The organism is Burkholderia sp. Se-20373, assembly GCF_017104705.1.
In the GTDB taxonomy this organism is placed as follows: domain Bacteria; phylum Pseudomonadota; class Gammaproteobacteria; order Burkholderiales; family Burkholderiaceae; genus Burkholderia.
In genome coordinates this window covers 1-24,681 of sequence record NZ_JAAGPH010000061.1, presented here as the reverse complement: position 1 = coordinate 24,681, position 24,681 = coordinate 1, and the positions used below count along the sequence as shown (strand labels likewise).

Below are 24,681 nucleotides of genomic sequence, written 5' to 3'. Positions count from 1 at the left end.
GAATTCCATCGATGCAAGTTCAGGATTCGACACCGGGCGTCGCGGCGTCCGGCTTGCGCGTCGACGGCGCGCGGCTGTGGGACAGCCTGATGCGTCTCGCGCGGATCGGCGCGACCGACAAAGGGGGCGTGTGCCGCCTCGCGCTCACCGACCTCGATCGCGAGGCACGCGACCTGTTCGCCGCGTGGGCGAAGGAAATCGGCTGCACGGTACGCGTCGACGCGATCGGCAACATCTTCGCGCGGCGCGCGGGCGAATGCGACGACCTGCCGCCCGTGACGACGGGCAGCCACATCGACACGCAGCCGACCGGCGGCAAGTTCGACGGCAACTACGGCGTGCTCGCGGGCCTCGAAGTGCTGCGCACGCTCGACGATGCGGGCGTGCGCACGCGGGCGCCGCTCGAGGTCGCGGTGTGGACCAACGAGGAAGGGTCGCGCTTCGTGCCCGTGATGATGGGTTCCGGCGTGTTCGCGGGCGCGTTCACGCTCGACCATGCGCTCGCGCAATGCGACCGCGACGGCGTGTCGGTGCGCGACGCGCTGGCCGCGATCGGCTATGCGGGTGATGCGAACGACGGGCGCGGCGCGCATCCGGTTGGCGCGTATTTCGAAGCGCATATCGAGCAGGGCCCGGTGCTGGAGGCGCACGACACGACGATCGGCGTGGTCGAGGGCGCGCTCGGGCAGCGCTGGTATGACGTGACCGTGCACGGCATGGAGGCGCACGCCGGCCCGACGCCGATGGCGCTGCGGCGTGACGCGCTGCTCGTCGCGTCCGATCTCGTGCGCAAGGTGAACGACATCGCGTGCGCGCATCCGCCGCATGGACGCGGCACGGTCGGCTGGGTCGACGTGTACCCGAATTCGCGCAACGTGATTCCGGGCCGCGTGACGCTGACCGTCGACCTGCGCGCAGCCGACGACGCGACGCTGGCGGAGATGGATGCGGAATTGCGCGCGACATGTGCCAACCTGGGGGCGGCAGCCGGAATGCAGATCGACATCGCGGCTGTGGTGTGCTTCCCGCCGCAGCCGTTCGATCCGGCGCTGGTCGAGCAGGTTCGTGCGGGCGCGCACGCGCTCGGGCTGTCGTCGATGAACGTGATCAGCGGCGCAGGCCACGACGCCGTGTATCTCGCGCGCGTGGCGCCGACCGCGATGATCTTCGTGCCGTGCAAGGACGGAATCAGCCACAACGAGATCGAAGACGCCGATCCGGTCCACCTGGAAGCCGGCTGCAACGTGTTGCTGCACGCGATGCTCGGTGCCGCCGGGATCGCGGAGGGCCGCGCACGATGAAGATCCTGATCGCCCGGATGAACCACGAGACCAACACGTTCTCGCCGGTGCCGACGCCGCTCGCCGCGTTCGGCCGCAACGGCCCCGACTGGGGCGACGACGCCTATCGCGCGAATCGCGGGATGCGCACCGCGATGGCCGCGTTCCTCGACGCGGCCGAACGTGAGGGGGCCGAGATCGTGACGCCCGTATCGGCGGCCGCGAACCCGAGCGGGCCGGTCGCGGCCGACGCGTATGCGGCGATCTGCGACGCGATCGTCGCGGCGGCGCCCGGCTGCGACGCGGTGATGCTCGACCTGCACGGCGCGATGGTCGCCGAGCAGAGCGCGGACGGCGAGGGCGACCTGCTCGAGCGCGTGCGCGCGGCGCTACCCAACGCGCCGATCGCGGTCGCGCTCGACCTGCATGCGAACGTCACGCAGAAGATGATCGATCACGCGGACGTGATCGTCAGCTTCAAGACTTACCCGCACGTCGATATGTACGAGACGGGCGAGCATGCGGCGCGCGTGCTGCTCGACCGGCTCCACGGCCGTGCGCGGCCCGTGCTCGCGTGGCGGCAGCCGCCGCTGATGACGTCGACGCTGCTCAGCGCGAGCGCGGAAGGTGCAATGCAACGCGCGGTGGAGGCCGCGCGCGCCGCCGAGGCCGACGGGATGCTTGCGGTATCGGTGCTGCCCGGCTTCTCGCTCGCGGACATTCCCGCGCCGTGCATCAGCGTGGTGGTGGTGGCCGATGGCGACCGGGCCGCCGCCGACGCGGTGGCCGAGCGCATCGCGCGGCAGATCTGGGACGCGCGAGACGATTTCGTCTATCGCAGCGCGCCGCTCGCCGAATCGGTGGCGCAGGCTGCAGCGCTCGCACGCGGCGCGGATCGCCCGGTGTTGATGCTCGATCACGGCGACAACTGCATGTCCGGCGGGCCGTGCGACACGATGGACCTGCTCGAGGCCGCGCTCGCGCACGGGCTCGACGGGATCGTCAGCGGGCCGTTGTGCGACCCGCAGGCCGTCGCGGCGCTGATCGACGCGGGTGTTGGCGCGACCGTCACGGTATCGGTCGGCAACCGCCTGCCGTCGCACGGCGGCGTGCGGCGCGAGCCGTTTCGCGCGACCGGCGTCGTGCGCGCGCTCACCGACGGCGAATACGTGATCACGGGGCCCACCTACACGGGCCAGCGCGCATACATGGGCCGCACGGCCGTGCTCGACATCGGCGCGGCCACGCTCGTCATCACCGAGCGGACGCAGGAGCCGTGGGATCTCGGCGTGTTCGAGAGCGTCGGCGTCGATCCGCGCCGCGCGCGCTTCCTGCTGCTGAAGTCGCGGATGTATTGCCGGCCGGTGTTCGTGCCGATCGCGGCCGCGCTGGCCGAGTGCGACAGCCGCGGCGTGACGGGTTCGGACTACGGGCTGTTCCGTTACGAGCGGCTGGCGCGGCCCGTGTATCCGCTCGACGAGGTGGGCGAGTGGTCGTCGTCCGGCGCGCGCCGGACGACGTGACGGAAACCGACCGGGCGCGAGACGCCGGATTGGCCGGCTTTCGGGCATCATGCGATGGCGCCGACCCGTCGAGCAGCAGGGTCGATGCCATCCATTGTGTCCGCAACCGATCCGGAGAATCGACCGACATGCATTCGAATCCTTTTCGTCCGCGCAGCGCGCGCCTGCTCGCCGCGCTGACCCTCGCCACGACGGCCGTTGCCGCCCACGCCGCCGACTGGATCGTGTCCGGCAACGACGGCAAGTACCAGCGCGTCGAGGGCCGCGACACCTTTCTGGCTTCACCGCCCGCCGACACGCTGACGCTGCTCGACGCCAGCACGTTCCCGCCGAAGGTCGCGCTGCAGGTCGACGTCGAGAACGGCATCCAGGGGCCGCCGCAGGCCGTCGCGATCACGCCGGACGCGAAGCTTGCGCTCGTCGGCGCGCCGACGCGCTACGACACGGCCGCGAAGCAGCTCGTGTTCGACACGTTCCTGCAGGTCGTGAATCTCGACGCCGCGCCGCCGTCGATCACGCGCATCGAGCTCGGCACGCATCCGCAAGGGATCGCGATCGACCGCTCGGGCAAGCTCGCGCTGGTCGCGAACGTCGACGGCAGCGTGTCGATCCTGCGCATCGACGGCACGAACGTGGCGCTCGACGGCAACCTGAAGATCGGCAAGAAGCGGCTGGCCGGGATCAGCTTCACTCATGACGGCAAGCATGCGCTCGTGTCGCTGCGCGACGAGCAGGGCATCGCGGTGCTGAACGTCGACGACGGCAAGGTGACCGACAGCGGGTCGCGCCTGAGCACCGGCGTCGCGCCTTACACGATCGACGTGTCGAGCGACAACCGCTGGGCGGTCGTCAGCAACGTCGGGCTCGCGGGGCTGCCGGGCTATACGGGCACGCTGGCGGGCGACGCCGATTCGGTCGCGCTGATCGACGTGTCGCGCGTGCCGTTCCGCACGGTTCAGTACCTGACGGTGCCGTCGCTGCCGGAAGGCGTCGCGATCTCGCCGAACGGCAAGTGGATCGCCGTGCAGGCGATGGACGGCTCGAACCTGACGGCCGACAACCCGGGCCGCCACAAGATCGGCAAGGTGCTGCTGTTCGAGATCCGCAACGGCCAGGCCGTGAAGGTGAGCGAGTTGCCCGGCGGCGAGGCCGCGCAAGGCATCGTGTTCACCGCCGACAGCCGGCACGTGATCGTGCAGTTCAACGTCGAACGGCAACTGGCGCTTTATTCGGTCGAAGGCGGCAAGCTGCACGATACGGGCAAGCGGATCGCGCTGACGGGCGGGCCGTCTTCGTTGAGGACGTTGCCGCGCTGACGCGCACGGCATCGACCGGTTCAGTTTCGTCGGTTCATGCGGCGCCCGGGTTCGCCGGGCGCCCGTCAAAGCACACCTCCTGTGCGCCGCCGTTGCAACGCAACAAAGGGCGGAACTTTGTATCCAAGGCCACTTAACCCCGAATTGTTTAGTTAAACAAACTGAAAATTCGGGAAACTTCCTGTAGTGAATAAACAGTCGTTGCGGCACTGTAAGCCCCTGGGAAGCATGTGACGTTCCGGGCGGTGGGGCGGTGGAGGCGACGGTTGCGGCGGCAACGATCGGCGCCGGATCAATCGTTTTAATTAACGGTACTAAGCGAAAAAATGAAAAATCCACGACTCTTGCTCGTCGCCGCACTGGCTTGCGCGGCGCTGGCCGCGTGTGGCGGTGACGACGTGAACGGTGTCCAGACGGCCAGCAACGGTGCAGGAAACGCGCCGTCGACCGTCCCGCCGACGGCGGGGCCGTCGCAACCGGCCCAGCCGGATCAGCCTGCCCCGCCGAAGCGCACCGACATGGCGTTGACGCAGTTCGTCAATCCGTTGATCGGCACGCAGGTCAACGACGATTCAGGCTACGCGGGCAACGTGAGTCCGGGCGCGATGGTGCCGTTCGGGATGGTGAATTTCGGGCCGAACACGCCGCGCTACAACTTCAACGGCTCGGGCGGTTACCTGTCGTCGGGCGGGGCGGGCGGCACCATCGACTTCTTCAGCGTGACGCACCTGAGCGGTGTCGGGTGCCCGGGGCAGGGCACGGTCGCGATGCTGCCGACCGACGCGGCGACGGCCGTGGCCTCGGGTGGCCGGCCGATCGGCATCGGGTACCGCTACGCGGATGAAACGGCCGAACCCGGGTACTACAAGGTGCGTCTCGCGAACGGCATCGTGACGGAGTTGAGCGCGACCGCGCGCTCCGGTATCGCGCGCTTCACGTACACGGACAAGGACAAGGGCTTCTTCTCGATCGACGCGAAGCTGAACGGCAACAGCGATGCGGGCAGCACGAAGGTCACCGCGAACCACGTCGCGCTGGCGCTCGCGAGCGACGGCAAGTCGATGAGCGGGCAGGCCGTGGCGCCGGCGTTCTGCACGCCGTACGGCACCGTATGGAATGCGCCCGCGTATTTCTACGCGACCTTCGACAAGCCGCTGCGCAAGCAGGCGGGCACCTCCGCGGTGAATACCGCCAGCAACGGCGCGGCGACGCTGCAGTTCGACCTGACCGACGCGGACCGGACCGTCACCGTGAAAGTCGGGGTCTCGTCCGTCAGCATCCAGAACGCGAAGGCGAACCTGAAAGCGGAAGGTGAAAAGGTCGCGTTCGACGACGCACGCAAGAACGCGTCCGGCTTGTGGAACGACCGGCTCAACACGATCCAGATCGACCAGGCCGCGACGCCCGCAGCGTTGAATGCGACGCAGAAGGCGAACCTGACGAAGTTCTACACCGCGCTCTATCGCGTGTTCGGCACGCCGACGCTCTACAGCGACACGAACGGCGAATTCCGCAGCATGCGCCAGCCCAGGAACGCGGATGGCAGCTATCCGAAGTCGGTCGACCAGACCGGCACCATTCCGCCGCGCGCGACGGCCAAGGTTAGTGACTATGCATTCCGGCGTGCCGACGGATCGCAGGGCGGCGCGGGCAACCACTACACGGGCTTCTCGCTGTGGGACACGTACCGGTCGCAGGCGCAGTTGCTGGCGCTGCTCGCACCGAAGGAGTCGAGCGACATGATGCAGTCGCTCGTCGTCGACGGGTTGCAGTGCGGTGCGTTCCCGCACTGGGTCGACGGCAGCGACGACTCGACGCCGATGGCGGGCGACAACGCGCTGAACGTGATTGCCGGCGCGTACAAGTTCGGCGCGACCGATTTCGACCTGGTGTCGGCCGCCCGCCTGACGAAGCAGTCGGTGTTCGATCCGTCCAGCGCGTGCAACGATCGCACGAGCGCGGCGGGGCTCGCCAATTTCCTGACGGCCCACTACCTGTCGCAGAGCGACGACGGTCACTCGTCGTCGGCGACCATCGAGCGCGTGCTGAGCGACCGCTCCGCGGCTGCGTTCCTGCAGGTGCTGCCCGCCAGCGTGCTGAACGCGCCGTCGGTCGGCGTGACGACCGACAACATCGGCACGCTTTACACGCGCGCCGGGTGGTGGCGCAACATCTTCGACTACACGAACAAGGTGATCGCCGCGCGCAACGCGCCGCCGGCCGGCTCGGCGCCCGGCACGCTGGGCACGCTCGTGCAGGGCGCGTTCCACGAATCGACGGAACCGAACTATTTCTGGACCTTCGCGCAGGACTGGAGCGCGCTGATCGATGCGATCGGCGGCAAGCAGGCGGCCGTCACGCGGCTGAACAACCTGTTCGCGATCACGACGCCGTTCTCGACCGTGCCGTCCTCCAGCAGCCTGAACGGCGGCGAATCGTCGAACACCCTGTACATCGGCAACGAACCGTCGTTCCAGTCGCCGTGGGGGTACAACTGGGCCGGGCAGCCGAGCGGCGCACAGTACGTTCTCCCGATCATCATGTCGAAGGCGTTCACGACGGCCCGCGACGGGCTGCCGGGCAACGACGACATGGGCGCGACGTCGAGCTGGTACGTGTGGGCGGCGCTCGGGATGTTCCCGGTCATTCCGTCGGAGGCGGGGCTGGCACTGTCCACGCCGCAGTTCAGCGGGATCACCGTCTGGTTCGGCAACGGCAAGACGCTGCGGCTCGAAAGCGACAAGCAGGTCGCGATGGACAGCGCGGGGCGCCCGTCGTTCGCGTATGTCCAGTCGCTGAAGGTCAATGGCGCGGACTACGCGGGGTCATGGCTGCCGCTGGGCAAGATCGCCAATGGCGGCACGATGCGCTACGCGCTGTCCGCGACGCCGACGCAATGGGCGGCCGCCGACAACCTGACGCCGCCGTCCGGGCCGAACGCGGACTACACGCAGATGACGGCCGGCGAGTCGTCAGCGGCGATGCGCATGCGCCAGGCCGGCGCGCGATAAACCCACGCGGGCACGACGCGCAGGGGCCGCCCTGCGCGCCCGTCGACACAACGCCATCCGGGAGAACGACACCATGCAATCGACATCGCGCCGGAAATTCCTGTCTTACAGCGCAGCACTCGCCGGTTATTCGATCCGTCGACCGGCGCGCGCGTGCTGCCGGCGTTCTACAGCGACAACTACCTGAACCTGATACCCGGCGGGAAGCGGCAGATCACGATCGACCTGCCGCATGCGGGCGGCGCGCCGGTGTCGCGCGTCGCGCTGCGCGTCGACGGGTGGCGGCTCGATCGCCCGAACTGCCGGCTGGGGCTCGGCGGCGTGCCGGTCGTGTTCAACGAGCGCGCGCTGGCGGTCGCGCCGGCGGTGCCGACGTTCGCGGCCTGCTGACGGAGGGGTGGGTTGCGTGAATCCGCACAAGCGGGAGCGAGCCGGTGACGCGCCGGGTCGAAAGCCCGCGGCGTTGGCTTCAGGCGGGCTCGCCGTGACGGATCGGGAAACGTGTCGAGCCGGCGCGCTTACGGACGCAGCAGATCGAACCCGCCGAATACGACGACACCGCTCAATACGATCATCGCGACGGAGTGCTGGCCGAAGTAGAGAATCGCGGCGGCAAGCCACGTCGTGATGCAGAAGGCGCCGATGCGGGCCATCGTGTGTTCCTCGAATACGTGATGAAGTGCGTGCGCGTCGCATGGCGCTCGCCGCGCGACAGGGCGAGCGGGGCACACCGGCGGACGAAAAAGGCGACCCGCGCAGCCGCGACCGCGGCGCCGGCACGTGCCGCGTGCCGCGCCCGGAAGGGCGGGAGTCGAGGCCGGCGGCGTTGCGCGCTGGTGCCCGGAGGCGATTGGCGCGCGAATCCCGCTGGCGAAGCGGCGATTTTACCAGCGCCGCCGGGCCGTCAATCTGGCCCTTTCGTGGCTAAACCGGTCGATCTTCGGCTAAATCGGTCCGTCCCCGCTACTCAAGTTTCGTGTGATGAATGCCGTAAACGAGTTGGAAGGCAGTTTCATCCCAGTCACGATTCGCTTACCGACATACGGACCGACACGATGCAGATCGATTTCTCCACGACCACACGCTCGCCGCTGGCGGACGGCAACCTGAACGCGAATGCTTCGTCCGGCGCTGCGGCGACGACGTCCGCCGCGCCCGCCGCAACATCATCCACCGATGGCGCGACGAGTACCTCGGGTGCTACGAGTGCGACCGCCACCGCCGGCACGAAGGATGCGACCGGCGCCACGGGCGAAACGCTCGGCGCATCGGGTGCGTCGTCGGACGACCCGGCGGTCAGCCAGTTGAAGGCGCTGATCGAGCGGCTGCAGAAGCAGCTCGCGGCACTGGAGCAGCAGATCGCGAGCGCGAGCCAGCGCGCGAAGGACGACCCGGCCGCGGCGATCGAACAGCAGTCGCTGAGCGCGCAAGCCAGCGCGATCTCGGGGGCGCTTTCGACCGCGATCTCGCAACTCGCGGCGGCGATCCAGAAATCGGGCGGCTCGCAGGCGGGCGGGCTGGTGTCGACGCAGGCCTGACCGGTCGCGGCCGGGTCGGCCGCACGCATTACAATCGCGAGCACGTCTCCCTCGACAGGACGGCTGAACGATGCATGCGGAATTCAACGACGACGACCTCGCCCGCTTCGAGTCGCAAGGCGGCACGCCGCTGCCGGCGGCCGATGAGCAAGGATGGCTGGAACACGACGGCGCGCGCATCTGGCACGCGTCGTTCGGCCATGGCCCGGCGGTCGTGCTGCTGCACGGCGGCCTCGGCCACGGCGGCAACTGGGGCAACCAGGTGCCGGCGCTGCTCGCGGCCGGCTACCGCGCGATCGTGATCGACAGCCGCGGCCACGGCCGCAGCACGCGCGACGACAAACCCTATTCCTACGAACGCATGGCCTCGGACGTGCTGGCGGTCCTCGACGCGCTGCACGTCGATCGTGCGCGCTTCGTCGGCTGGAGCGACGGCGCGTGCATCGCGCTCGTGCTGGCCGATCGCGCGCCGGAACGGGCGGCCGGCGTGTTCTTCTTCGCGTGCAACATGGACCCGGGCGGGACGAAGGAGATCGTGCCGAGCCCGCTGCTCGACCGCTGCTTCGCGCGGCACCGCAAGGACTACGCAGCACTGTCCGCGACGCCGGACCAGTTCGACGCCTTCGTCGCGGCGGTCAGCGAAATGATGCGCACGCAACCGGATTACCGCGCGCAGGATCTCGCGGCGATCGCCGTGCCGGTGACGATCGTGCTGGGCGAGCACGACGAATTCATCCGGCCCGAGCACGCGGCGTATCTGGCGCGCACGATTCCGGGCGCGACGCTGACGATCCTGCCCGGCGTGAGCCATTTCGCGCCGCTGCAGCGGCCCGAGCGGTTCAACGCGGCGATGCTGGCGTTTCTCGACCGGCTGCCGGGGTAATGCGCGGGACGACCACGGGCTGACCGTCCGGCCGAGATTCGGACGGCGCGCGCGGCCCGGCCGCGAGCGCGCGCATTTGCCGCCCGGGGTTCAGACCATCGCGTTGTCGGCGCCGGGAATCTCGTGCGCCTTGATCTGCTTGCGCTGCATCTTGAACCGCAGCCTCGAGAGCATGCCGTCCTCGTAGCTGATGCGCGTGATGGTGCGCACGAACTCGTCGTCCGGTGCGATCGCCTGGGCGCCCATGATCCAGCGCACCCCTTCGCGATAGTCGTAGAGCGACTTGTCGCCGATGTCGGCGAGGCAGAACGACAGCGTGGCCATCGCGGCCGGATGGCCCGCTTCGGCATGCTGGCGCAGTTCGTCGAGATAGCGATGACGCGACGCATGATCCTCGATGTCGCTGATGAACATCAGCATGCTCTCGAGCGCATCCGTATGCCCCATCTCGTGCGCCTTGCGCGCGGCCTCGACGGCCTCGACCTGCATGCGCGCGCGTTCGGCCCGATCCGTGCTGGTCTGGCCGATGTGGTGGTACGTGTATCCCAGTTTATAAGCGGCCACGTTGCCGCCGGCCTCCATCGACTCGCGGAAGAAGTGGGCGGCGCGGTACGGGTCGGCCTCGACATGCGTGCCGTCCCTGTAGAAGCAGCCGAGCAGGTAGCCGCATGAATTTCCGCCCGCCTCGTAGCCGAGCTGGCAGATTGCAAAGGCATCGGCCGGGCGCCGGTTTCCATCCTCCATCGCGGTGGCGAGCTGGTTCCATGCGAGCGAGCCGGGCTCGTTCAGGCGCGCGGCTTCCAGCCATGCAGCGCCGCGCGCGTCGTCCTGGGCGAAGCCGAACGTGCCGGTGCGATGCGCGTAGCCGCGCAGGATCATCGCCGCCGTGCAGGCGCGTGCGTCCGACGCACGCTGGATCGCGCCGGTCAGCCAGTCGCCATGCGGATCGAGGGCGAGCGTCAGCCGCAAACCCATCGCCATCGCGCGGTTGTCGTCGATCGGCTCGTTGCGTTCGGCTTCCTGCAGGCGGGCGTATGCCTGTTCGTCTTCGTTGCGCATGAAATGGCTGCGCGCGAGCCAGTGCAGCGTCTCCCAGCGGTGATACGGATGCAGCGCGGCGTTCGCGCGGGCGAGCGTCGCGGCCATCGCGCGGCGTACGGTGTCGTCGTCGTCATCCGAATCCAGCGTCTCGCCGTAATACTCGTCGCGCCAGATCTCGTGGCGCAGCCGGTCCTTCTCGACCGCGTCGAGGTGCGCGCACGCATCGGAATCGATGAAGGCGCGGACGTGATCGTGCGAGCCGCCCCAGCGCGGCTGCATGTACCAGATGAACGTGCGCATCGAGAAGTACTGGGTCGGGTGGATGTGCAGCGTCGCCTCCATCCAGTACCACTTTTCCTTGCGCAGCTTCTTGCCCTGGACGGGGCCGGGCAGCGCGTCGGGAAATTCCGCCGGGCAGGCGACCGGCTCGTCGGGATTCAATCCCGAGCGCGCGAGCATGCGCTGCAGTTCGGCGCGCGTGGCTGCGTCTTCGGCGCCGACGTTCAGGTGCAGTTCGGTGACGGGCCAGCGGCGCTCGCGTACGAGCTGCGTGAGCCACTCGGGCTCGCCGAACGACGACACGCTCGTGAAGATCACCTTCGGCGCGCTCCACATCGTCGGCGCAAGCACCAGCGCGCGCAGCGCGGCGACGATCGTCAGCGCCGCGCACGCATGCGCGCCGATCCAGCCGGCTTCGGTCACCGTCTCGGCCCAGCCACCGCCGCGATACTCGTACGCCCAGTGGTGCCAGTAGTGCGCTTCGCACAGCCACGCATGGGCGGAGCGTGGACTCGCGGCCTGCCATGCGCGCAGGCGCGCGAGGCCTTCCGCGCCGGCTTCGATGCAGGGTTGCACGTCGGCGGGCAGTGCGTCGACGTACTGCGCTTCGGCGGTGCGGTCGGTGAAGCTCGCGGCGAGCGCGGCATCGAGCTGCGTGTCGAGCGCGGCAAACTCGCCTGCGCGCAGCAGCGCGTCGACGTCGCAGATGAACCAGCGGGACTTCGCGGGCGGAATCAGGTCGGCGGGAACGGAGGACATGTCGGTGTCGGCGGTCATGACGAAACGGGTTGGGGATCGAAGATGCGGTAGCGCTTCCACGGCAGCGAAAGCCAGTTTCCGGACGGATTGCGCAGGTGCTCGCGCACTTCCTGGGTCGCGCGCGACGACGCGGGGCCGTCCTGGCCGCTGCCGCGCAGCCAGTGCTGGCGCGCGCGTGCATACGCGAGCCCGAAGTCTTCCCAGCTGTCGAAGCTGTCCTGCGCGCGCTGGGCATTGAGCAGCAATACCACCCACGCATGCTGTTCGGACGCCCAGCCGAGCAATGCGATGCAGCGCACGAGAAACGCGGTGCGCGCGCAATCGAACGCCAGCGCATCGCGCACGCGGCCTTCGGCGGCGAGCTGTTCGTAGAAGCCTTCGTGCGAGCGGCCGACGCCGCGTATCCAGCCGGCGAGGATGGCCGGCACGCGCTGCACGACCTGCCACTCGGGCAGGTCGGCCGGCAGGTCGAGCTCGCGCCGCAGCTGGGCGGCGAGCTTGTCGCGCTGCGCGTCGGGCAGTGCGTACACGAGCGCGTCGCAATCGCAGCGCAGCCCGTTGCGGATCAGCAGGATGTCGGCGAGTGCAAGCGACCAGCGGCGGCGGTTCGGTGGCGCCTGCTCGGCCAGTGATTGGGCGAGCTTGACGGCGGCGGTCTGCCGGACCGTGACCGCGGCGTCGGCGCCCGCGACCTGGTCGGCGTCGACTTCGCGCACCATCCGCGCCGCGACCCGGACCGACCGCCACACGTACCACACGGCCCACAGCACGGCTGCGCCGATCAGCCATTTCAGCATGGCGCGCTCCCGTCTGCCGGCGCAGCCAACGCGAACGTCGCGCACAGCGCGGGATCGATCGCGATGCCTTCGATCTCGAACGCGGTGGTTGCCGGTGGTGCGTCGCCGGGCGTTTGCGCGGCCGGCAGCGCATCGGCCGGCAATGCGTGGCGCGCGGCCGCTGCAACGGCCGGATCGATTTGCCGAAGCTGGCCAAGCGCATGGGGCGCGTTGCGCAGCAACAGCCATTGGAGTACCGCCGGCGGCTGCGGGAAATGCTCGATCAGGTGGAAGTTCTCGCTCATCACGCTCAGCAGATGGTCGGGCGAGCGCACGTCGGTGACGAAGGTCCATTTGCCGGTGCCCGCGCCCGGCGTGTCCGGTTCGAACACGAGCCCCATGCCTTCGCAATCGGGATGCCGTTCGCCGCGCGGCGCGAGCGCGCGCAGGAACTGGCGGACGTCGTCGGCGTAGCGGCGCACCGGATGGCGGTTCTGCTTGCCCTTGATCTGGTCGATGCGCAGGCCGTTGCCGGTCACCTGCAGGCTGATCGTCACGTGCGGCTGGTTGCCCGCGCCGCGCAGCGTGAACAGGCGCAGCCGGCCCTCCTGCGCGGCTTGCGCGTACTGTTCGCCGTAGCCGCCGCGCAGCCGGCGGCGATCCGCGAACTGGCCCAGGCAGTGCTGCATGTAGTACGACTCGTAGGCGAGTTCCTCGCGCAGCGCCACGTGGTCGCCCGCGAATTCGAACACGATCCCGTTCGGCGTGCGCAGCACCTCACGCAGCGCGAGGCCGCTGCTCGGCACCCAGCCCTTGTCGCGACGCGCCTGCATGCGCTGGTGCTCGCGCTCCCACATGTCGAGCGCCATGGTGCACGTGATGCGCTGCAGCTTCTGCGCGAGCCGCGTGCCGGCGCGCGAGCGCAGGAATTCGACCAGCACGCGCTCGCGGTCGGTCAGCAGCATGTGCTCGGGATCGATGAAGTAGAGCGGCTTGGGTTCGACGGCCGGCAGCGGCGCTGGATCGGCCGCCGCGCCGGAGGCCGGTTGCGGACGGAACCGGCGCACGAGCCAGTCGGGCGCCGGCCGGTCGGCGCCGGCGAGCGCGCGGTAGTCGGCAAGCGAATCGAGCGGCTGCGCCTGCTCGAACGCGCCGACGACCCAGCGGAAGAAGTGGTTGCCGAGCCACGCGCGGATGTCGGCCGGATCGCCGCGCTCGGCGCTGCGGCGGGAGATGGCCGCCTTGATGTCGGGCGCATTGACGACATCGCGCGGCCGATAGGCGGACGCGGCCACGGTTTCGGTCACGGGGTTGCTCTCCGGTCAGGCAGGGCGTGCGCGGGCCTTGCGCGCGGGACCCTGGCGGTTCTTTCGGCTGGCGGGCGATGCAGCGAACGGGCGCGCACGTGGCGCGCGGCGGCGTGGCGTGTACCCGCTGCGGAGCGATCGATGCGTGAAAATCACGCGACCGGGCGACAGCCCATGACGCGGGAGCAGGCGATCAGCGAATGGCGATTCATTGGTTCTCTCAGGATGGATCTTATTTTTTGCTTTCGCGAGTCTACTGCGATCCGCGCGGGTGAATCAATCGCGCGATGCGCCAGTGCATCGGGATCTGACAAGACTTATCTCTTTTTCACCGATTTTCGATGCGGTGCGATTCGTCCGCCGGATTGCATGCTGTTAAAACCGACAGGTTTTTCCGGCAAAACGACGAGCGGTTCGGCAATGGCATCACGCCAAAGCAGTCCTTCGCGTATCTCATAAGATTTTCTTTAGTCTCGCGCAACATATCGTCGATTGTTGGCGGCGGATCGACAGGGGATAGTCCTGCTTCGGCAGGCCGGCCACTGCGACTACCGCACGGCACGGCCGGATCAGTTGTCCACGCAACCATCAGAAATCAAAGGAACCGCAACCATGCGATTCAACGCGACACGCTTCGCCGCGACCCTGTTCGTCGCCGCGTGCGCCACCGCCACGGCCGGCCGCGCGGCCGCCGTCACCCAGGACGAACTCCACGACACCGTCACCCGCCACATCGCGCCGCTGATGAAGCAGTACGCGATTCCCGGCATGGCGATCGGCATCGTCGCCGACGGCAAGCCCTACGTGTTCGACTACGGCGTGATGTCGACGCGATCGGGCAAGCCCGTCACCGGCGATACGCTGTTCGAAATCGGCTCCGTCAGCAAGACGCTGACCGCGACACTCGCGGCCGACGCGCAGGAGGGCGGCGAGCTGTCGCTGGCCGACCCGGTGGGCAAATACCTTCCCGCGCTGCAGGGCAAGCCGTTCGGTGTCGTGACGCTGCGCGATCTCGGCACGCACACGTCCGGCGGCATGCCCGTGCAGGTGCCGGACAGCATCCGCGACGACGCGGGCCTGATCCGCTATCTCGGCGCGTGGCGGCCCGCGCACGCGCCGGGTACGTACCGTACGTATTCGAACGTGTCGGTCGGCATGCTCGGGTGGCTCACCGCGAAGGCGATGCACAAGGATTTCGCGGTGCTGATGGAGCAGCGGCTCTTTCCCGCGCTCGGGATGACGCACACGTACATCAACGTGCCCGACGCGCGCCAGGCCGACTATGCGCAGGGCTATACGCAGGAAGGCAAGCCGATCCGGATGACGGGCGGCATGCTGTGGCAGCCGGCCTACGGCGTGCGGACCACGGCGGCCGACCTGCTGCGCTTCGTGCAGGCGAACATGGGGCTGATCGAAACCGCGCCGCGCCTGCAGCGCGCGCTCGAACGCACGCACACCGGCTATTTCCGCGCGGGGCCGCTGACGCAGGACCTGATCTGGGAGCAGTACCCGTATCCGGTCGCGCTGCCGACGCTGCTCGAAGGCAACTCGATGAAGATGCTGCGTGACGGGCTACCGGCCGCCGCGATCAAGCCGCCGCTCGCGCCGAACGCGAATACGTGGATCAACAAGACGGGCTCGACCAACGGCTTCAGTACCTATGTCGCGTTCGTCCCGTCGAAGCGGATCGCGATCGTGATGCTCGCGAACCGCAGCTATCCGAACGAGGACCGCGTGAAGGCCGCGTACGGGATCCTCGGCGCGCTCGACGGCCGGCGGTAACGTTTCCGACGCCGGGGCCGGTGCGACTTACTCCGTCGGCTGCGTTTCGTACGCGACGAAGATCTTTCGCGTGCGCTCGACGACTTCCCACGTGCCGCGAAAGCCCGGCGGAATGACGAAGCGATGGCCGGAGCGCAGGGTTTTCGCGTTGCCTTCCTCGTCGGTGATCACCGACGTGCCTGCCAGGATCTCGCAGTATTCCGCTTCGGTGTATGCGACCCGCCAGCGGCCCGGCGTGCTTTCCCAGATGCCGGTCGAGAAGCGGCCGCACGGGCTCGTGAAACCGGGCGTGAGCGTCTGCAGCGGGTCGCCTGCCAGCAGCTTCTCGGGCGGCACGCGGTATTGCACGGGTTCGCCATTCGGGGCGAGGGCATCGGTGATGGTGGAAATGTCGAGCACGGCTGGCATCCTGAGTCGAAGTGAATTGAACGCGCCGACGGCGCGTTCGCATGATTCCATACTTGCGGGCGGGTTGGGCGGTTGCCGGCGCCGCTTCTCGTGCCGCGAACGCGCGGCCGTGACGAACGCTTATGATGAGCGGACGACGCGCCGGCTGGATACGCGAGAGGCGAAAGGAGAAAGCGGTTGGGCATCACATGGGATGGAATCACGGGCGCCGATGTGCTCGACGACGCGCAGGTCGCGAGCCGGCACGCGTTGGCCGACGCGGCGCGCAACGGCGACTGGGCGACGATGCTCGACTGCATTGCAAAAGAGCACACGCTCGTCAACGCGACACGGCTTGGCGGGCAGTCGCTTTATACCCCGCTGCACCAGGCTGCATACAACGGTGCGCCGAAAGAAGTCGTCACCGAACTGTTGCAGCTCGGCGCGTGGCGCATGCTGCGCGATGCGGACGGCGCGCGCCCGGTCGAGATCGCCGCGCAGCGCGGGCATCGGCACCTGATCGATCTGCTGACGCCGCAGCCGCGACGCTTCGTGCCCGCCGAAACGCCGCGCGACATCCAGCGCCACTTCCACGAGATGATGCTCGGCCGCATCGCACACCTGCGCGTCGACGCGCTGCGCCTGCCCGAACTCGAACCGCTGCTTGAACTCGACGCGCAGGCCGGACGCATATGGTTCGCGGTGCCGGGCATGTATGGCGGGTTCGACTATGCGTTGCGCACCGACGGCGCCGCGGCCGTGCTCGTGTCGAAGAGCTGGAGCCGCGTGGTCGGCGGCTCGGGCCAGCGGCACGAGATCACGGCGCACGGCTGCACGCTGGTCGAAGAGGGCTTCGTGTGACGGCCTTGCGCCGTCACGTTAACGCTCAGGCGACCACCGTGGCCGCTGACTTGACGGCCGTCGCACCGTGCGCGGCCGCCGCCCGCGCGGCCGTCGCGCCCGCCAGCCGCCGGTAGCGCGCGAGCGCCCACAGCGGGAAGTACGCGGTGTAGCCGTGATATTTCAGGTAGAAGATGCGCGGAAAGCCCGGCGCATTGTGCGAGCGGTGCCACCAGAAGCCGTCTTCCTGCTGGACCGACTGCAGATACGCGATGCCGCGCTTCACCGAATCGGATTCGCAGTCGCCGAACGCCATCTGCGCGAGCAGCGCCCACGCGGTGAAGTTCGACGTGCTCTCGCCGCCATTGGTGCCGCCCAGCTTCGGGTCGATGTAGCTGTCGTTCGTCTCGCCCCAGCCGCCGTCCGCATGCTGCCGTGAGCGCAGCCATTCGATCGCGCGTGCGATATACGGCTGCGACTTGTCCTCGCCGGCGAGCGCGAGGCCGGCCAGCACGCTCCACGTCCCGTAGATGTAGTTCGTGCCCCAGCGGCCCCACCAGCTGCCGTCGGGCTGCTGCGTGCGCTTCACGTAGTCGATGCAGCGCGCGACCGACTCGCGTTCGTCCGCGCGTTTCGTCACACCGAAGCACAGCAGCACGCGGCCCGACACGTCCTCGGTCGGCGGATCGAGCAGCGCGCCGTGGTCGGCGAACGGGATCGCGTTCAGGTACAGGCGGTCGCAGTCGGCGTCGAATGCCGCGAAGCCGCCGTTGCGCGACTGCAGCCCGCGCATCCAGTCGAGCGCGCGCGCGACGCGCGCTGCATACGGGTTCGTGCCGTCCGCGTTGGCATGCGTGCGGCCGCGGCGATCGAGCATCGCGGTGACGACCGCCGTATCGTCGATGTCGGGGTAGTACGGGTTCGCGTACTGGAATGCCCATCCGCCCGGCTGGACCTCGGGCGGCGCGTTCTCGATCCAGTCGCCGCGCAGGTCGTTCACCTGGCGTTCGGCCAGCCAGTCGTACGCGCGTGCGATGCGTTCGTCGAGTGCGCGCCGTGCGTCGCCCGGCGCGCCGTCTTCCGCCACCGCCACGCCGCGCGCCTGCTCGAGCGCCATCGTGCTCCACGCGGTATCCCACACCGGCGACAGGCACGGCTGGCAGTACATGCTGCCGTCCGGCCGCGTGACCAGCAGCTTCTCCAGCGCGTTGTCGCAATCGCGCCGCAGCGGATGGTCGTCCGGGTAGCCGAGCACCTGCATCATCTGGTTGGCATACACGATCGGCGGGAAAATGCCGCCGAGCCCGTCCTCGCCGTTCATGCGCTCCGCGCACCACGCCTCGGCATGGCGGATCGCGCGCTGCCGCAGGCCCTTCGGCATCAGCGGCTCGACGTGGCGCACCGCGCGGTCGAGTGCGAGGAACAGCCTGCGCATGCCGCGCGCGGGCGGGAAGTACCGGCGTTCCTCGTCCGGCGGCGTGACGAACAGCTCGCGGATCGAGACGTTGCGCGGATTGCGCGCGCGCGCCTTCAGCGAGCACAGCACCAGCAGCGGCACCATCGTCGTGCGCGCCCAGTACGCGACCTTGTACATCGAGATCGGCACCCACTTCGGGAACAGCACGAACTCGATCGGCATGAACGGCGTCGCCCGCCACGGCACCTGGCCGAACGTCGCGAGCAGGATGCGCGTGAACACGTTCGCGCGGGCCGCGCCGCCGAGCTTCAGGATCGCGGCGCGCGCGCGGACCATGTGCGGCGCATGTTCGCTGTCGCCGGCCGCCTTCAGCGCGAAGTACGCCTTCACGCTGCACGACACGTCCGGATCGCCGTCGACGTACAGCGCCCAGCCGCCATGCGTGTCGAGCCGCTGGTTCGCGCGCAGGTAGCGCGCCATCTTCTCCTGGCGGATGTCGTCGATCTTGTCCATGAAATGCATCATCAGGATGTATTCCGCGGTGATCGTCGCGTCGGATTCGAGTTCGAAACACCAGCTGCCGTCGGGCTGCTGGAGACGCACGAGGGCGTCGCGTCCACGGGCGATGGCAGTGTCGAGCGCGGACCAGGGGGAGGGGGTGGCTGTAGTCATGCGGCGGATCATACCATCCGGCCGGAATGTTTATATCGAGACGCCGGGTGCTACCATCCGCACCATGAAAAAACACCTCGAACCCGCGCCGCATGACGCGTCCGCGCCCGTCGAACCGGCTGGAACGGCCGGTGCGCGGGCGCCTGAAGCCGCAGCGGCGCCGGCCGTTCCCACCGCCGGCGTGCGTCGGAAAAAAGCGCCGGATCAGGTGCGTGCGCAGTTGCTGGCGGCGGCATCGGAAATCGCGACACATCACGGCGTGGCCGCGTTGACGCTCGATGCGGTGGCCGAGCGGGCCGGCGTGACGAAAGGCGCGCTGCAGTATCACTTCGCGAACAAGCAGGGGCTGCTGGATGCGCTGTTCGGACAAGCGACCGAGCGGTTCGCCGCGCAGATGGCCGCGCGGGTGGCGGCGGATGCCGAGGGCGCCGGCGCGGTGGCGCGGGCCTACATGCACGCGGTGCTCGACGAGTCGCAGTCGGTCGCGAGCACCGATGTGCTGCGCGTGCTGGTCGCATCGATGATTACCGACCAGGACACGCGCGCGCGCTGGTCGGTGCCGATGCGGGAATGGACGCGGCCGGACCCCGTGCCGCTCGAGCAGGCCGCGACGCTGATGATCTGCCGGCTCGCCGCCGACGGGCTGTGGATTTCGAAACTGCTCGACAGCCTCGAGATCTCCGCCGAATTGCGCGCGGAGATCGGCCGGCAGCTCGACGCGATGAGCCGCGGCGTGTTCCCGAAGGGGCGCGACGGCGCCGCGTGATGCAAGCGTCGTGGTGCCCGGGCGCCCGCGCGACGGCCGGCACCACCGCGCGTCGACGTCAGCGGCACGGGCTGGCCGACGCCTCGGCGGTGTCGCATCGCACCGCATCGGCCAACGCCTCGCCGATCGCGTGCTGAACGGCGGCGGGGTTTTCCAATAGATAGAAGTGCCCGCCGTCGAATGCGTGGAAGGTGACCGTGTGCTGTGACGCGCGCAACCAGTCACGCTGCCCGGCGGGGCTCAGCAACGTGTCGTCGCGGCCCGAGAAGACCGTGACGGGGCAGGGCAGCGCCGTTGCGGACGGCAGCGGGAAGCACGTCTCGATCACGCGGAAATCCGCCTTGGCCAGCTTCAGCAGCATCGCCCGCAGCGCGTCGTGCTCGGCCACTTCGCGCGGCGTGCCGCCGAGCGACACGACATAGTCGACGATGTCCGCGTCGTCGCGACGATGCACCGGTGCACCATCAAGCGGCACGTGGCGATGCGGGTAGAACGGCGCATCCGTGCCGGACGCACCGAGCCAGACGGGCGGATGCCCCAGTTGCGCCATGTCGCGCGCGAAACAGTACGCGATCAGCGCCCCCATGCTGTGGCCGAACACCGAGTAGTCGCGCGGCAGCAGCGGGCGGAGGGCCCGCAGAAAGTCGATCAGTTCGGACAACGTATCGATCGCGCGCGTACCCAGGCTTTTGCCGCGACCGGGCAGTTCGATCAGCCAGATCTCGATATCGTCCGGGAAGGACGCCGCCCACCGGTAGTAATTGGCTGCCGCGCCGCACGCGTGATGGAACACCAGCAGCCGGTGCCGGGCCGCCGGGCGCTCGCGCGGAATGGTGAGGGTACTGGGTAGCAAGGCCATGCGTCGGGACTCCGCTTTAAAAACGAACCGTACAAAATATTCAAACAATTATGCTGATTATCGATTTAATCGAAAGAACAGCTTGTTTGTCATGAGTTCACATATTTATAAACAATGGCCTGGATTATTGGCTGTCGCTGCTTATGATTTACTTTGTTTTTATTCAATAGAAATGTAATTGTTTTCGGATGGCTTATGGTAAAGTCTGCTCGCTTCGATTTCAAAGTGCTTGCATCGTTGCCTGGCATGGCTGGGCATGCTGTTTTTATAGAAATATCGAATCATGTTATGCGTGCGACACGCTTGATCGATTATTGAAACGAGAGAGACATGGAAGCCGAAATGCCGAACCACGACACCATTTTCAAGGTGGTCGTCAATCACGAAGAACAATACGCGATCTGGCCGGACGACAAGCTCGTGCCGGACGGCTGGCGGGCGGCGGGCCCGTCGGGAACCCGGGACGCCTGTCTCGAATGGATCAACGCCAACTGGACCGACATGCGGCCATTGAGCGTCCGGGTCGCGCTGTCGGCCTGACGGTCGATGCGTCGCGCCACGCACGGCGCAATAAAAGATAAAGGAACGATGCGGCATCTCGCGGCCCGGTGACGGGGCGCGCGGGCGCATGCAGCGTTTCGCCGAGAGAATCCGAGGGCAAAACACACCATGTCTGTCGATGATCGCCTGGGGGTCTTCCTCAATACAGGCATTCTGGCTTCGCGCGCGCATGACCTGGGCCGGCTGATCGAGCGGCAGGACGCGCTCATGCAGCAATTCATGGAAGCGAAATTCGAGCCGGCCGCCTGCGCCGCCCTGTTGCGCGACGCGATTGCGCGCTATCCGTTCCTGGAAGAGCTGTTCGATCCGGATTCGGTGGCGGCCGGCGGCTGCATCGCGAGCCGCGCGCTGCTCTACGATCTGCATCAGCAGCGCGACCGCTGGACGCTCGCGCTCGCGCCGCGGCACGGCGAGCCGATCGTGCTCGACACTGCCGCCGGCGACGTGCCGCAACTCGCGAACGCGCTGCGCGACGCGCTGCAGCGCAACCACTGGCAGCCGCTGTCAGCGCTGTACGCGGATCCCCGCCTGCTCGGCTGCGAACGGCCCGCGGGCGACGCGGCGCTGGCGTGGCCGGCGTTCGACGGCCCGGGCATCCAGCGGCTCGAACACGCATCGTTGCTGATCGCCTCCGACACCACCCGCCTGTTGACCGACCCGATCAGCCTCGCGATCGGCGGCAACGTCGGCCTGCCCGATCTCGATCGCGCGCCGTCCAACCTGGGCCAGCGGATCGACGGCATGCTCGTCACGCATGGCCATCTCGACCACTGGCATGTCCCGACGATCCTGCGGCACGGCGGCGACGGATCGGTGCCCGTCATCGTGCCGCGCATCCCGGTCGCATCGCTGCTGGCGCAGGACGACATGCAGCAGTCGCTACGCGATGTCGGGCAGACGGTGCTCGCGCCCGGCTGGGGCGAGACGGTGCGGATCGGCGACATCGAGATCGACATCCTGCCGTTCTACGGCGAGCAGCCGACCATCGGCGCGGCCGTGCCGCCGCACGACGTGCGCAACTGGGGCAATTGCTACCGGATCACGACGCCGCAGTTCTCGGTGATCCTGCTCGTCGACAGCGGCGAGGATGCGAAGGGCTCGGTGATGGACGTGATCGACCAGTCCGTCGCCCGTCGCGGCCGGCCCGACCTGGTCCTGAGCTGCTGCCGCGAACTGCGCAAGGCGCCGTTCTGGCAGGGTCTGTTCACGTTCTGGATGGTGCTGCCGATGACCGAGCTGCAACGCCTGCCGCGCATCGCCGAGGCGGGCGACGGCCCGTCCATCACGCTCGGCCCGGACGGCATCGGCGAGCTCTGCGCACGCGCCGGCGCGCGCGCGTTCGCGCCGTATGCGAACGGGTTCTGCGGCATCGCCACCGAGATCTGCGACATCGGCTGGATCAACGGCGAGCCCGCGGAAGCCGACACGCTCGACCAGATCGACGCGCGCATCGGCGCACTCGGCGGCGCCACCCGCGTGATTCGCTGGCTGCCCGGCGACGTGCTGCGCCACCGCGGCGACTGGCAGGTGTCCTGATTTTCTTCCCGTCGACAGGAGCCCCACGATGACTGGCAGCAAGATTGTGCCGATGCCGCGGATTCGCTATGACGGCAGCCGCAGCATGCGCGACGTTCTGGCCGGACTGAAGCATCCGGCCGTGCTGGAAGGATTCATCGAAGCATGGCCCGCGCGCACGCGCTGGACGCCGGATTTCTTCGTCGAGCGCTACGGCGAGCACGAGATCACGGTGGAGACCTCGCAGTTGTCGCCGACGCCGACGCAGCCGGACCTGTACCTGGGCGCGCGCCGTTACGAGACCGCACGCCTCGGCGCGACGATCCGGGCGATGCAGGCGCAGGGCAGCGCCCGCACGGCGTACATCACCTACGCGGCGATCTATTCGACGGCGCCGGAGTTGAAGGACGACATCGCGCCGCTGCACGAGCAGCACGGCTTTCCCGGCTGGATGCCGAACTGGCTGCGGCGCAGGCTGGTGTTGCGGCCGGGCTTCTGGCTCGGCCCCGCGGGGATCTCGTCGCCGATGCATTTCGACCGGCACGAGAACCTGAACGTGCAGGTGTACGGCCGCAAGCGCTGGGTGCTGTTCGCGCCCGGGCAGTCCGCCAACGTGTATTACCGGCAGCGCCGCGATCTGCCGGTGATCTTCAGCCCGGTGGACATGAGCGATCCGGATCCGGTGCGGTTTCCACGCGTGCAGTCGGCGCCGCGCCACGACTTCGTGCTGGAGGCGGGCGAGGTGCTGTACCTGCCGCCCGGCTGGTGGCACTACGTGGAATCGCTGAGCGATTCGATCAACGTGAATTACTGGTGGTGGTCGCCCCGCGCCGTGCGGACCTTCTGCCGGGTCGAGCTCGCGAGCCTGTGGCAGGCGCTCGCGCGCCGGTGGGGCCGCGCGGCCGGCACGGCCGGCAAGCCGATGTCGATGCCGCGCTGACGCGCTGGCGCCACGCCGTTCGTTCTATCGGGCCGCCGCGCCGGCGGCCGAGTCTCTCCAGGAAGCCATGATGCAGAACGAGTTTGATTTCACCGTCATCGATGCGCTGTACGCGACCGGCTATCACGGGCCGCGCGCGCTCGACAAACCGGAGTTCTACTGGCGCTCGATGCTGGGCTCGATGGTCGCGTATCGCGACAGCTTCTTTCGCCCGCTCGGCGAGGAGATCGCGCCGGCCGACGCGCGCGACGGCATCGAGATCGAAGCCGCGCGCTGCGAGTACGAGGGCAGCCGGTTTCATCACGCGCTGCCGATGAACATCTCGTCGCTGCGGCAGTTCGCGAACCACTGGCACCTGGTGCTGCCGACCATCTCGACGCTGCGCGACGGGTATTGCCGCCTGCGCGGCCACGACGGCGCGGTGTCGATGCTCGACCTGTGGTTCATCAGCAAGCTGTGCCAGCTGCTGCCCGCGTACCTGATCCGCCGGCGCGAGCAGCCGGCCGACCCGGACGGCATTCCCGTCGTGCCGTCGATCATCTACCGCATCTCGCTCGGCATGCACCGGATCGTGCATATCTCGCTGATCAAGCGGATGGCGTCGGGCGGCGATCCGGCCGCGCCGTGCCTCGCCAGCGACGCGTATTACCTGGTCGCCGAGGCGGCGGGCCTGCTCGTCGGCCGCAACTCGGTGTGCGCGGGGCCGCAGACGATGGTCGAGCAGGCCTATCGCGCGATGATCGAGCCGGCGCCGCTGGCGGGCGCCGAAGCGAGCGCGGCCGAGCCCGGCTTCTACCGCTACGCGGCGGCGTTCCTGAAGCTCGAAGCCGAAAAATACCTGTTCGCGGTGCGCGCGGCGCAGCAGTTGCGCGCGCTGATCGTCGCGCTCGACGCGGTGCCCGGGCACGCGCGCACGCACGCGTTTCGCGACGCGCTGGCGCGCTTCGAGGACTGGTCCACCGAACACACGAGCCCGCTCGCGCACGAAATCGCCCGCGAGGATCTGGCGATGCTGCTGCAGGGCGACGAGGCCGAGATCGCGCGGGCGCGGCAATGGCCGGCGGGGACGGTGCTGCGCCAGATGACGGCCGGGCTGAACCAGCTCGTCGCCGCGGCGGACCGGATGTGCGTGGCCACGCTCGGCGCGCACGGGCGGGCGCTGCTGGCGGAGATCGACGCCATGCGCGACGCGCCGCGCGACGCTGACGCATGGTCGGCCGACGCGTTCG

At 68.6% G+C, this 24,681-nt stretch carries 22 protein-coding genes; 15 read left to right on the top strand and 7 right to left on the bottom strand.

Features of this window, described 5'->3' with window-relative positions; genetic code table 11:
- Nucleotides 1-11 precede the first annotated feature (11 nt).
- The 5 genes from G3N96_RS20525 to G3N96_RS20505 all read left to right on the top strand — a co-directional run bounded on the left by G3N96_RS20525 (nt 12) and on the right by G3N96_RS20505 (nt 7,520).
- Nucleotides 12-1,301, top strand: coding sequence for a Zn-dependent hydrolase (locus tag G3N96_RS20525; protein ID WP_089459592.1), 1,290 nt, complete (start codon nt 12-14; stop codon nt 1,299-1,301).
- Nucleotides 1,298-2,803: a M81 family metallopeptidase gene (locus G3N96_RS20520; RefSeq protein ID WP_206138277.1), complete on the top strand. Its 1,506-nt coding sequence runs from the start codon at nt 1,298-1,300 to the stop codon at nt 2,801-2,803. Before G3N96_RS20525 ends, G3N96_RS20520 begins: the two co-directional genes overlap by 4 nt.
- Before the next feature lie 128 nt (nt 2,804-2,931).
- Nucleotides 2,932-4,119 carry a beta-propeller fold lactonase family protein gene (locus tag G3N96_RS20515; protein WP_206138276.1) on the top strand — a complete coding sequence of 396 codons (1,188 nt, stop codon included), beginning with the start codon at nt 2,932-2,934 and terminating at the stop codon, nt 4,117-4,119.
- Nucleotides 4,120-4,445: 326 nt separating this feature from the next.
- Nucleotides 4,446-7,130, top strand: a complete 2,685-nt coding sequence (locus G3N96_RS20510; RefSeq protein WP_241022744.1) for a glycoside hydrolase domain-containing protein — start codon at nt 4,446-4,448, stop codon at nt 7,128-7,130.
- Between the two features lie 78 nt (nt 7,131-7,208).
- Complete coding sequence (locus G3N96_RS20505) at nt 7,209-7,520, top strand: beta-mannosidase (RefSeq protein WP_346778903.1); 312 nt, start codon at nt 7,209-7,211, stop codon at nt 7,518-7,520.
- A 128-nt stretch (nt 7,521-7,648) separates the two neighbouring features.
- On the opposite strand, the gene G3N96_RS39720 is transcribed toward G3N96_RS20505, so the two are convergent.
- Nucleotides 7,649-7,783: a hypothetical protein gene (locus tag G3N96_RS39720; protein ID WP_006767081.1), complete on the bottom strand. Its 135-nt coding sequence runs from the start codon at nt 7,781-7,783 to the stop codon at nt 7,649-7,651.
- Between the two features lie 402 nt (nt 7,784-8,185).
- Between G3N96_RS39720 and G3N96_RS20500 the strand changes: the two genes are divergently transcribed.
- Together G3N96_RS20500 and G3N96_RS20495 are read left to right on the top strand one after the other, a co-directional pair.
- Nucleotides 8,186-8,668 carry a hypothetical protein gene (locus G3N96_RS20500; protein WP_206138275.1) on the top strand — a complete coding sequence of 161 codons (483 nt, stop codon included), beginning with the start codon at nt 8,186-8,188 and terminating at the stop codon, nt 8,666-8,668.
- Between the two features lie 70 nt (nt 8,669-8,738).
- Complete coding sequence (locus tag G3N96_RS20495) at nt 8,739-9,551, top strand: alpha/beta hydrolase (protein ID WP_206138274.1); 813 nt, start codon at nt 8,739-8,741, stop codon at nt 9,549-9,551.
- 90 nt (nt 9,552-9,641) lie between these two features.
- Here G3N96_RS20495 and G3N96_RS20490 read toward each other — a convergent pair whose 3' ends face one another.
- Genes G3N96_RS20490 through G3N96_RS20480 form a run of 3 tightly spaced genes read right to left on the bottom strand, consistent with a single transcriptional unit; the run spans nt 9,642 to nt 13,713 of the window.
- Complete coding sequence (locus G3N96_RS20490) at nt 9,642-11,630, bottom strand: DUF4034 domain-containing protein (RefSeq protein WP_241022743.1); 1,989 nt, start codon at nt 11,628-11,630, stop codon at nt 9,642-9,644.
- Nucleotides 11,631-11,644: 14 nt separating this feature from the next.
- Complete coding sequence (locus G3N96_RS20485; RefSeq protein WP_206138272.1) at nt 11,645-12,427, bottom strand: DUF1266 domain-containing protein; 783 nt, start codon at nt 12,425-12,427, stop codon at nt 11,645-11,647.
- A complete protein-coding gene (locus G3N96_RS20480; protein WP_206138271.1) occupies nt 12,421-13,713 on the bottom strand; it encodes a hypothetical protein in 1,293 nt (430 codons plus the stop codon). Before G3N96_RS20480 ends, G3N96_RS20485 begins: the two co-directional genes overlap by 7 nt.
- A gap of 141 nt (nt 13,714-13,854) precedes the next feature.
- Between G3N96_RS20480 and G3N96_RS20475 the strand changes: the two genes are divergently transcribed.
- Together G3N96_RS20475 and ampC are read left to right on the top strand one after the other, a co-directional pair.
- A complete protein-coding gene (locus tag G3N96_RS20475; protein WP_143329568.1) occupies nt 13,855-14,172 on the top strand; it encodes a hypothetical protein in 318 nt (105 codons plus the stop codon).
- 153 nt (nt 14,173-14,325) lie between these two features.
- A complete protein-coding gene (ampC, locus tag G3N96_RS20470; protein ID WP_206138270.1) occupies nt 14,326-15,495 on the top strand; it encodes a class C beta-lactamase in 1,170 nt (389 codons plus the stop codon).
- 27 nt (nt 15,496-15,522) lie between these two features.
- Here the strand turns inward: ampC and G3N96_RS20465 are convergent, their stop codons facing one another.
- On the bottom strand, nt 15,523-15,903 hold the full coding sequence (locus tag G3N96_RS20465; protein ID WP_206138269.1) for a cupin domain-containing protein: 381 nt from the start codon (nt 15,901-15,903) through the stop codon (nt 15,523-15,525).
- 177 nt (nt 15,904-16,080) lie between these two features.
- Between G3N96_RS20465 and G3N96_RS20460 the strand changes: the two genes are divergently transcribed.
- Nucleotides 16,081-16,743 carry an ankyrin repeat domain-containing protein gene (locus G3N96_RS20460; protein WP_206138268.1) on the top strand — a complete coding sequence of 221 codons (663 nt, stop codon included), beginning with the start codon at nt 16,081-16,083 and terminating at the stop codon, nt 16,741-16,743.
- A gap of 25 nt (nt 16,744-16,768) precedes the next feature.
- Here G3N96_RS20460 and shc read toward each other — a convergent pair whose 3' ends face one another.
- Nucleotides 16,769-18,823, bottom strand: coding sequence for a squalene--hopene cyclase (gene shc, locus G3N96_RS20455; RefSeq protein ID WP_206138267.1), 2,055 nt, complete (start codon nt 18,821-18,823; stop codon nt 16,769-16,771).
- A 52-nt stretch (nt 18,824-18,875) separates the two neighbouring features.
- On the opposite strand from shc, the gene G3N96_RS20450 reads away from it, so the two are divergent.
- Complete coding sequence (locus G3N96_RS20450; RefSeq protein WP_206138266.1) at nt 18,876-19,577, top strand: TetR/AcrR family transcriptional regulator; 702 nt, start codon at nt 18,876-18,878, stop codon at nt 19,575-19,577.
- Nucleotides 19,578-19,635: 58 nt separating this feature from the next.
- On the opposite strand, the gene G3N96_RS20445 is transcribed toward G3N96_RS20450, so the two are convergent.
- Entirely contained in the window at nt 19,636-20,436 is an 801-nt protein-coding gene (locus tag G3N96_RS20445) for an alpha/beta fold hydrolase (RefSeq protein WP_124578864.1), read from the bottom strand.
- Nucleotides 20,437-20,766: 330 nt separating this feature from the next.
- Between G3N96_RS20445 and G3N96_RS20440 the strand changes: the two genes are divergently transcribed.
- The 4 genes from G3N96_RS20440 to G3N96_RS20425 all read left to right on the top strand — a co-directional run.
- Entirely contained in the window at nt 20,767-20,976 is a 210-nt protein-coding gene (locus G3N96_RS20440) for an MbtH family NRPS accessory protein (RefSeq protein ID WP_089476361.1), read from the top strand.
- A gap of 129 nt (nt 20,977-21,105) precedes the next feature.
- Nucleotides 21,106-22,533: an MBL fold metallo-hydrolase gene (locus G3N96_RS20435; RefSeq protein WP_206138265.1), complete on the top strand. Its 1,428-nt coding sequence runs from the start codon at nt 21,106-21,108 to the stop codon at nt 22,531-22,533.
- 28 nt (nt 22,534-22,561) lie between these two features.
- Nucleotides 22,562-23,452: a cupin-like domain-containing protein gene (locus tag G3N96_RS20430; protein ID WP_124578868.1), complete on the top strand. Its 891-nt coding sequence runs from the start codon at nt 22,562-22,564 to the stop codon at nt 23,450-23,452.
- A 70-nt stretch (nt 23,453-23,522) separates the two neighbouring features.
- Nucleotides 23,523-24,681, top strand: a 1,159-nt coding sequence (locus G3N96_RS20425) for a hypothetical protein (protein ID WP_206138264.1), incomplete at its 3' end; no start/stop codon positions are given.

Coding starts and splice junctions, on each gene's coding strand:
- G3N96_RS20525 (WP_089459592.1), top strand. CDS start 12: ATGCAAGTTCAGGATTCGACACCGGGCGTCGCGGCGTCCGGCTTGCGC.
- G3N96_RS20520 (WP_206138277.1), top strand. CDS start 1,298: ATGAAGATCCTGATCGCCCGGATGAACCACGAGACCAACACGTTCTCG.
- G3N96_RS20515 (WP_206138276.1), top strand. CDS start 2,932: ATGCATTCGAATCCTTTTCGTCCGCGCAGCGCGCGCCTGCTCGCCGCG.
- G3N96_RS20510 (WP_241022744.1), top strand. CDS start 4,446: ATGAAAAATCCACGACTCTTGCTCGTCGCCGCACTGGCTTGCGCGGCG.
- G3N96_RS39720 (WP_006767081.1), bottom strand. CDS start 7,783: ATGGCCCGCATCGGCGCCTTCTGCATCACGACGTGGCTTGCCGCCGCG.
- G3N96_RS20500 (WP_206138275.1), top strand. CDS start 8,186: ATGCAGATCGATTTCTCCACGACCACACGCTCGCCGCTGGCGGACGGC.
- G3N96_RS20495 (WP_206138274.1), top strand. CDS start 8,739: ATGCATGCGGAATTCAACGACGACGACCTCGCCCGCTTCGAGTCGCAA.
- G3N96_RS20490 (WP_241022743.1), bottom strand. CDS start 11,630: ATGTCCTCCGTTCCCGCCGACCTGATTCCGCCCGCGAAGTCCCGCTGG.
- G3N96_RS20485 (WP_206138272.1), bottom strand. CDS start 12,427: ATGCTGAAATGGCTGATCGGCGCAGCCGTGCTGTGGGCCGTGTGGTAC.
- G3N96_RS20475 (WP_143329568.1), top strand. CDS start 13,855: ATGCGTGAAAATCACGCGACCGGGCGACAGCCCATGACGCGGGAGCAG.
- ampC (WP_206138270.1), top strand. CDS start 14,326: ATGCGATTCAACGCGACACGCTTCGCCGCGACCCTGTTCGTCGCCGCG.
- G3N96_RS20465 (WP_206138269.1), bottom strand. CDS start 15,903: ATGCCAGCCGTGCTCGACATTTCCACCATCACCGATGCCCTCGCCCCG.
- shc (WP_206138267.1), bottom strand. CDS start 18,823: ATGATCCGCCGCATGACTACAGCCACCCCCTCCCCCTGGTCCGCGCTC.
- G3N96_RS20450 (WP_206138266.1), top strand. CDS start 18,876: ATGAAAAAACACCTCGAACCCGCGCCGCATGACGCGTCCGCGCCCGTC.
- G3N96_RS20445 (WP_124578864.1), bottom strand. CDS start 20,436: ATGGCCTTGCTACCCAGTACCCTCACCATTCCGCGCGAGCGCCCGGCG.
- G3N96_RS20440 (WP_089476361.1), top strand. CDS start 20,767: ATGGAAGCCGAAATGCCGAACCACGACACCATTTTCAAGGTGGTCGTC.
- G3N96_RS20435 (WP_206138265.1), top strand. CDS start 21,106: ATGTCTGTCGATGATCGCCTGGGGGTCTTCCTCAATACAGGCATTCTG.
- G3N96_RS20430 (WP_124578868.1), top strand. CDS start 22,562: ATGACTGGCAGCAAGATTGTGCCGATGCCGCGGATTCGCTATGACGGC.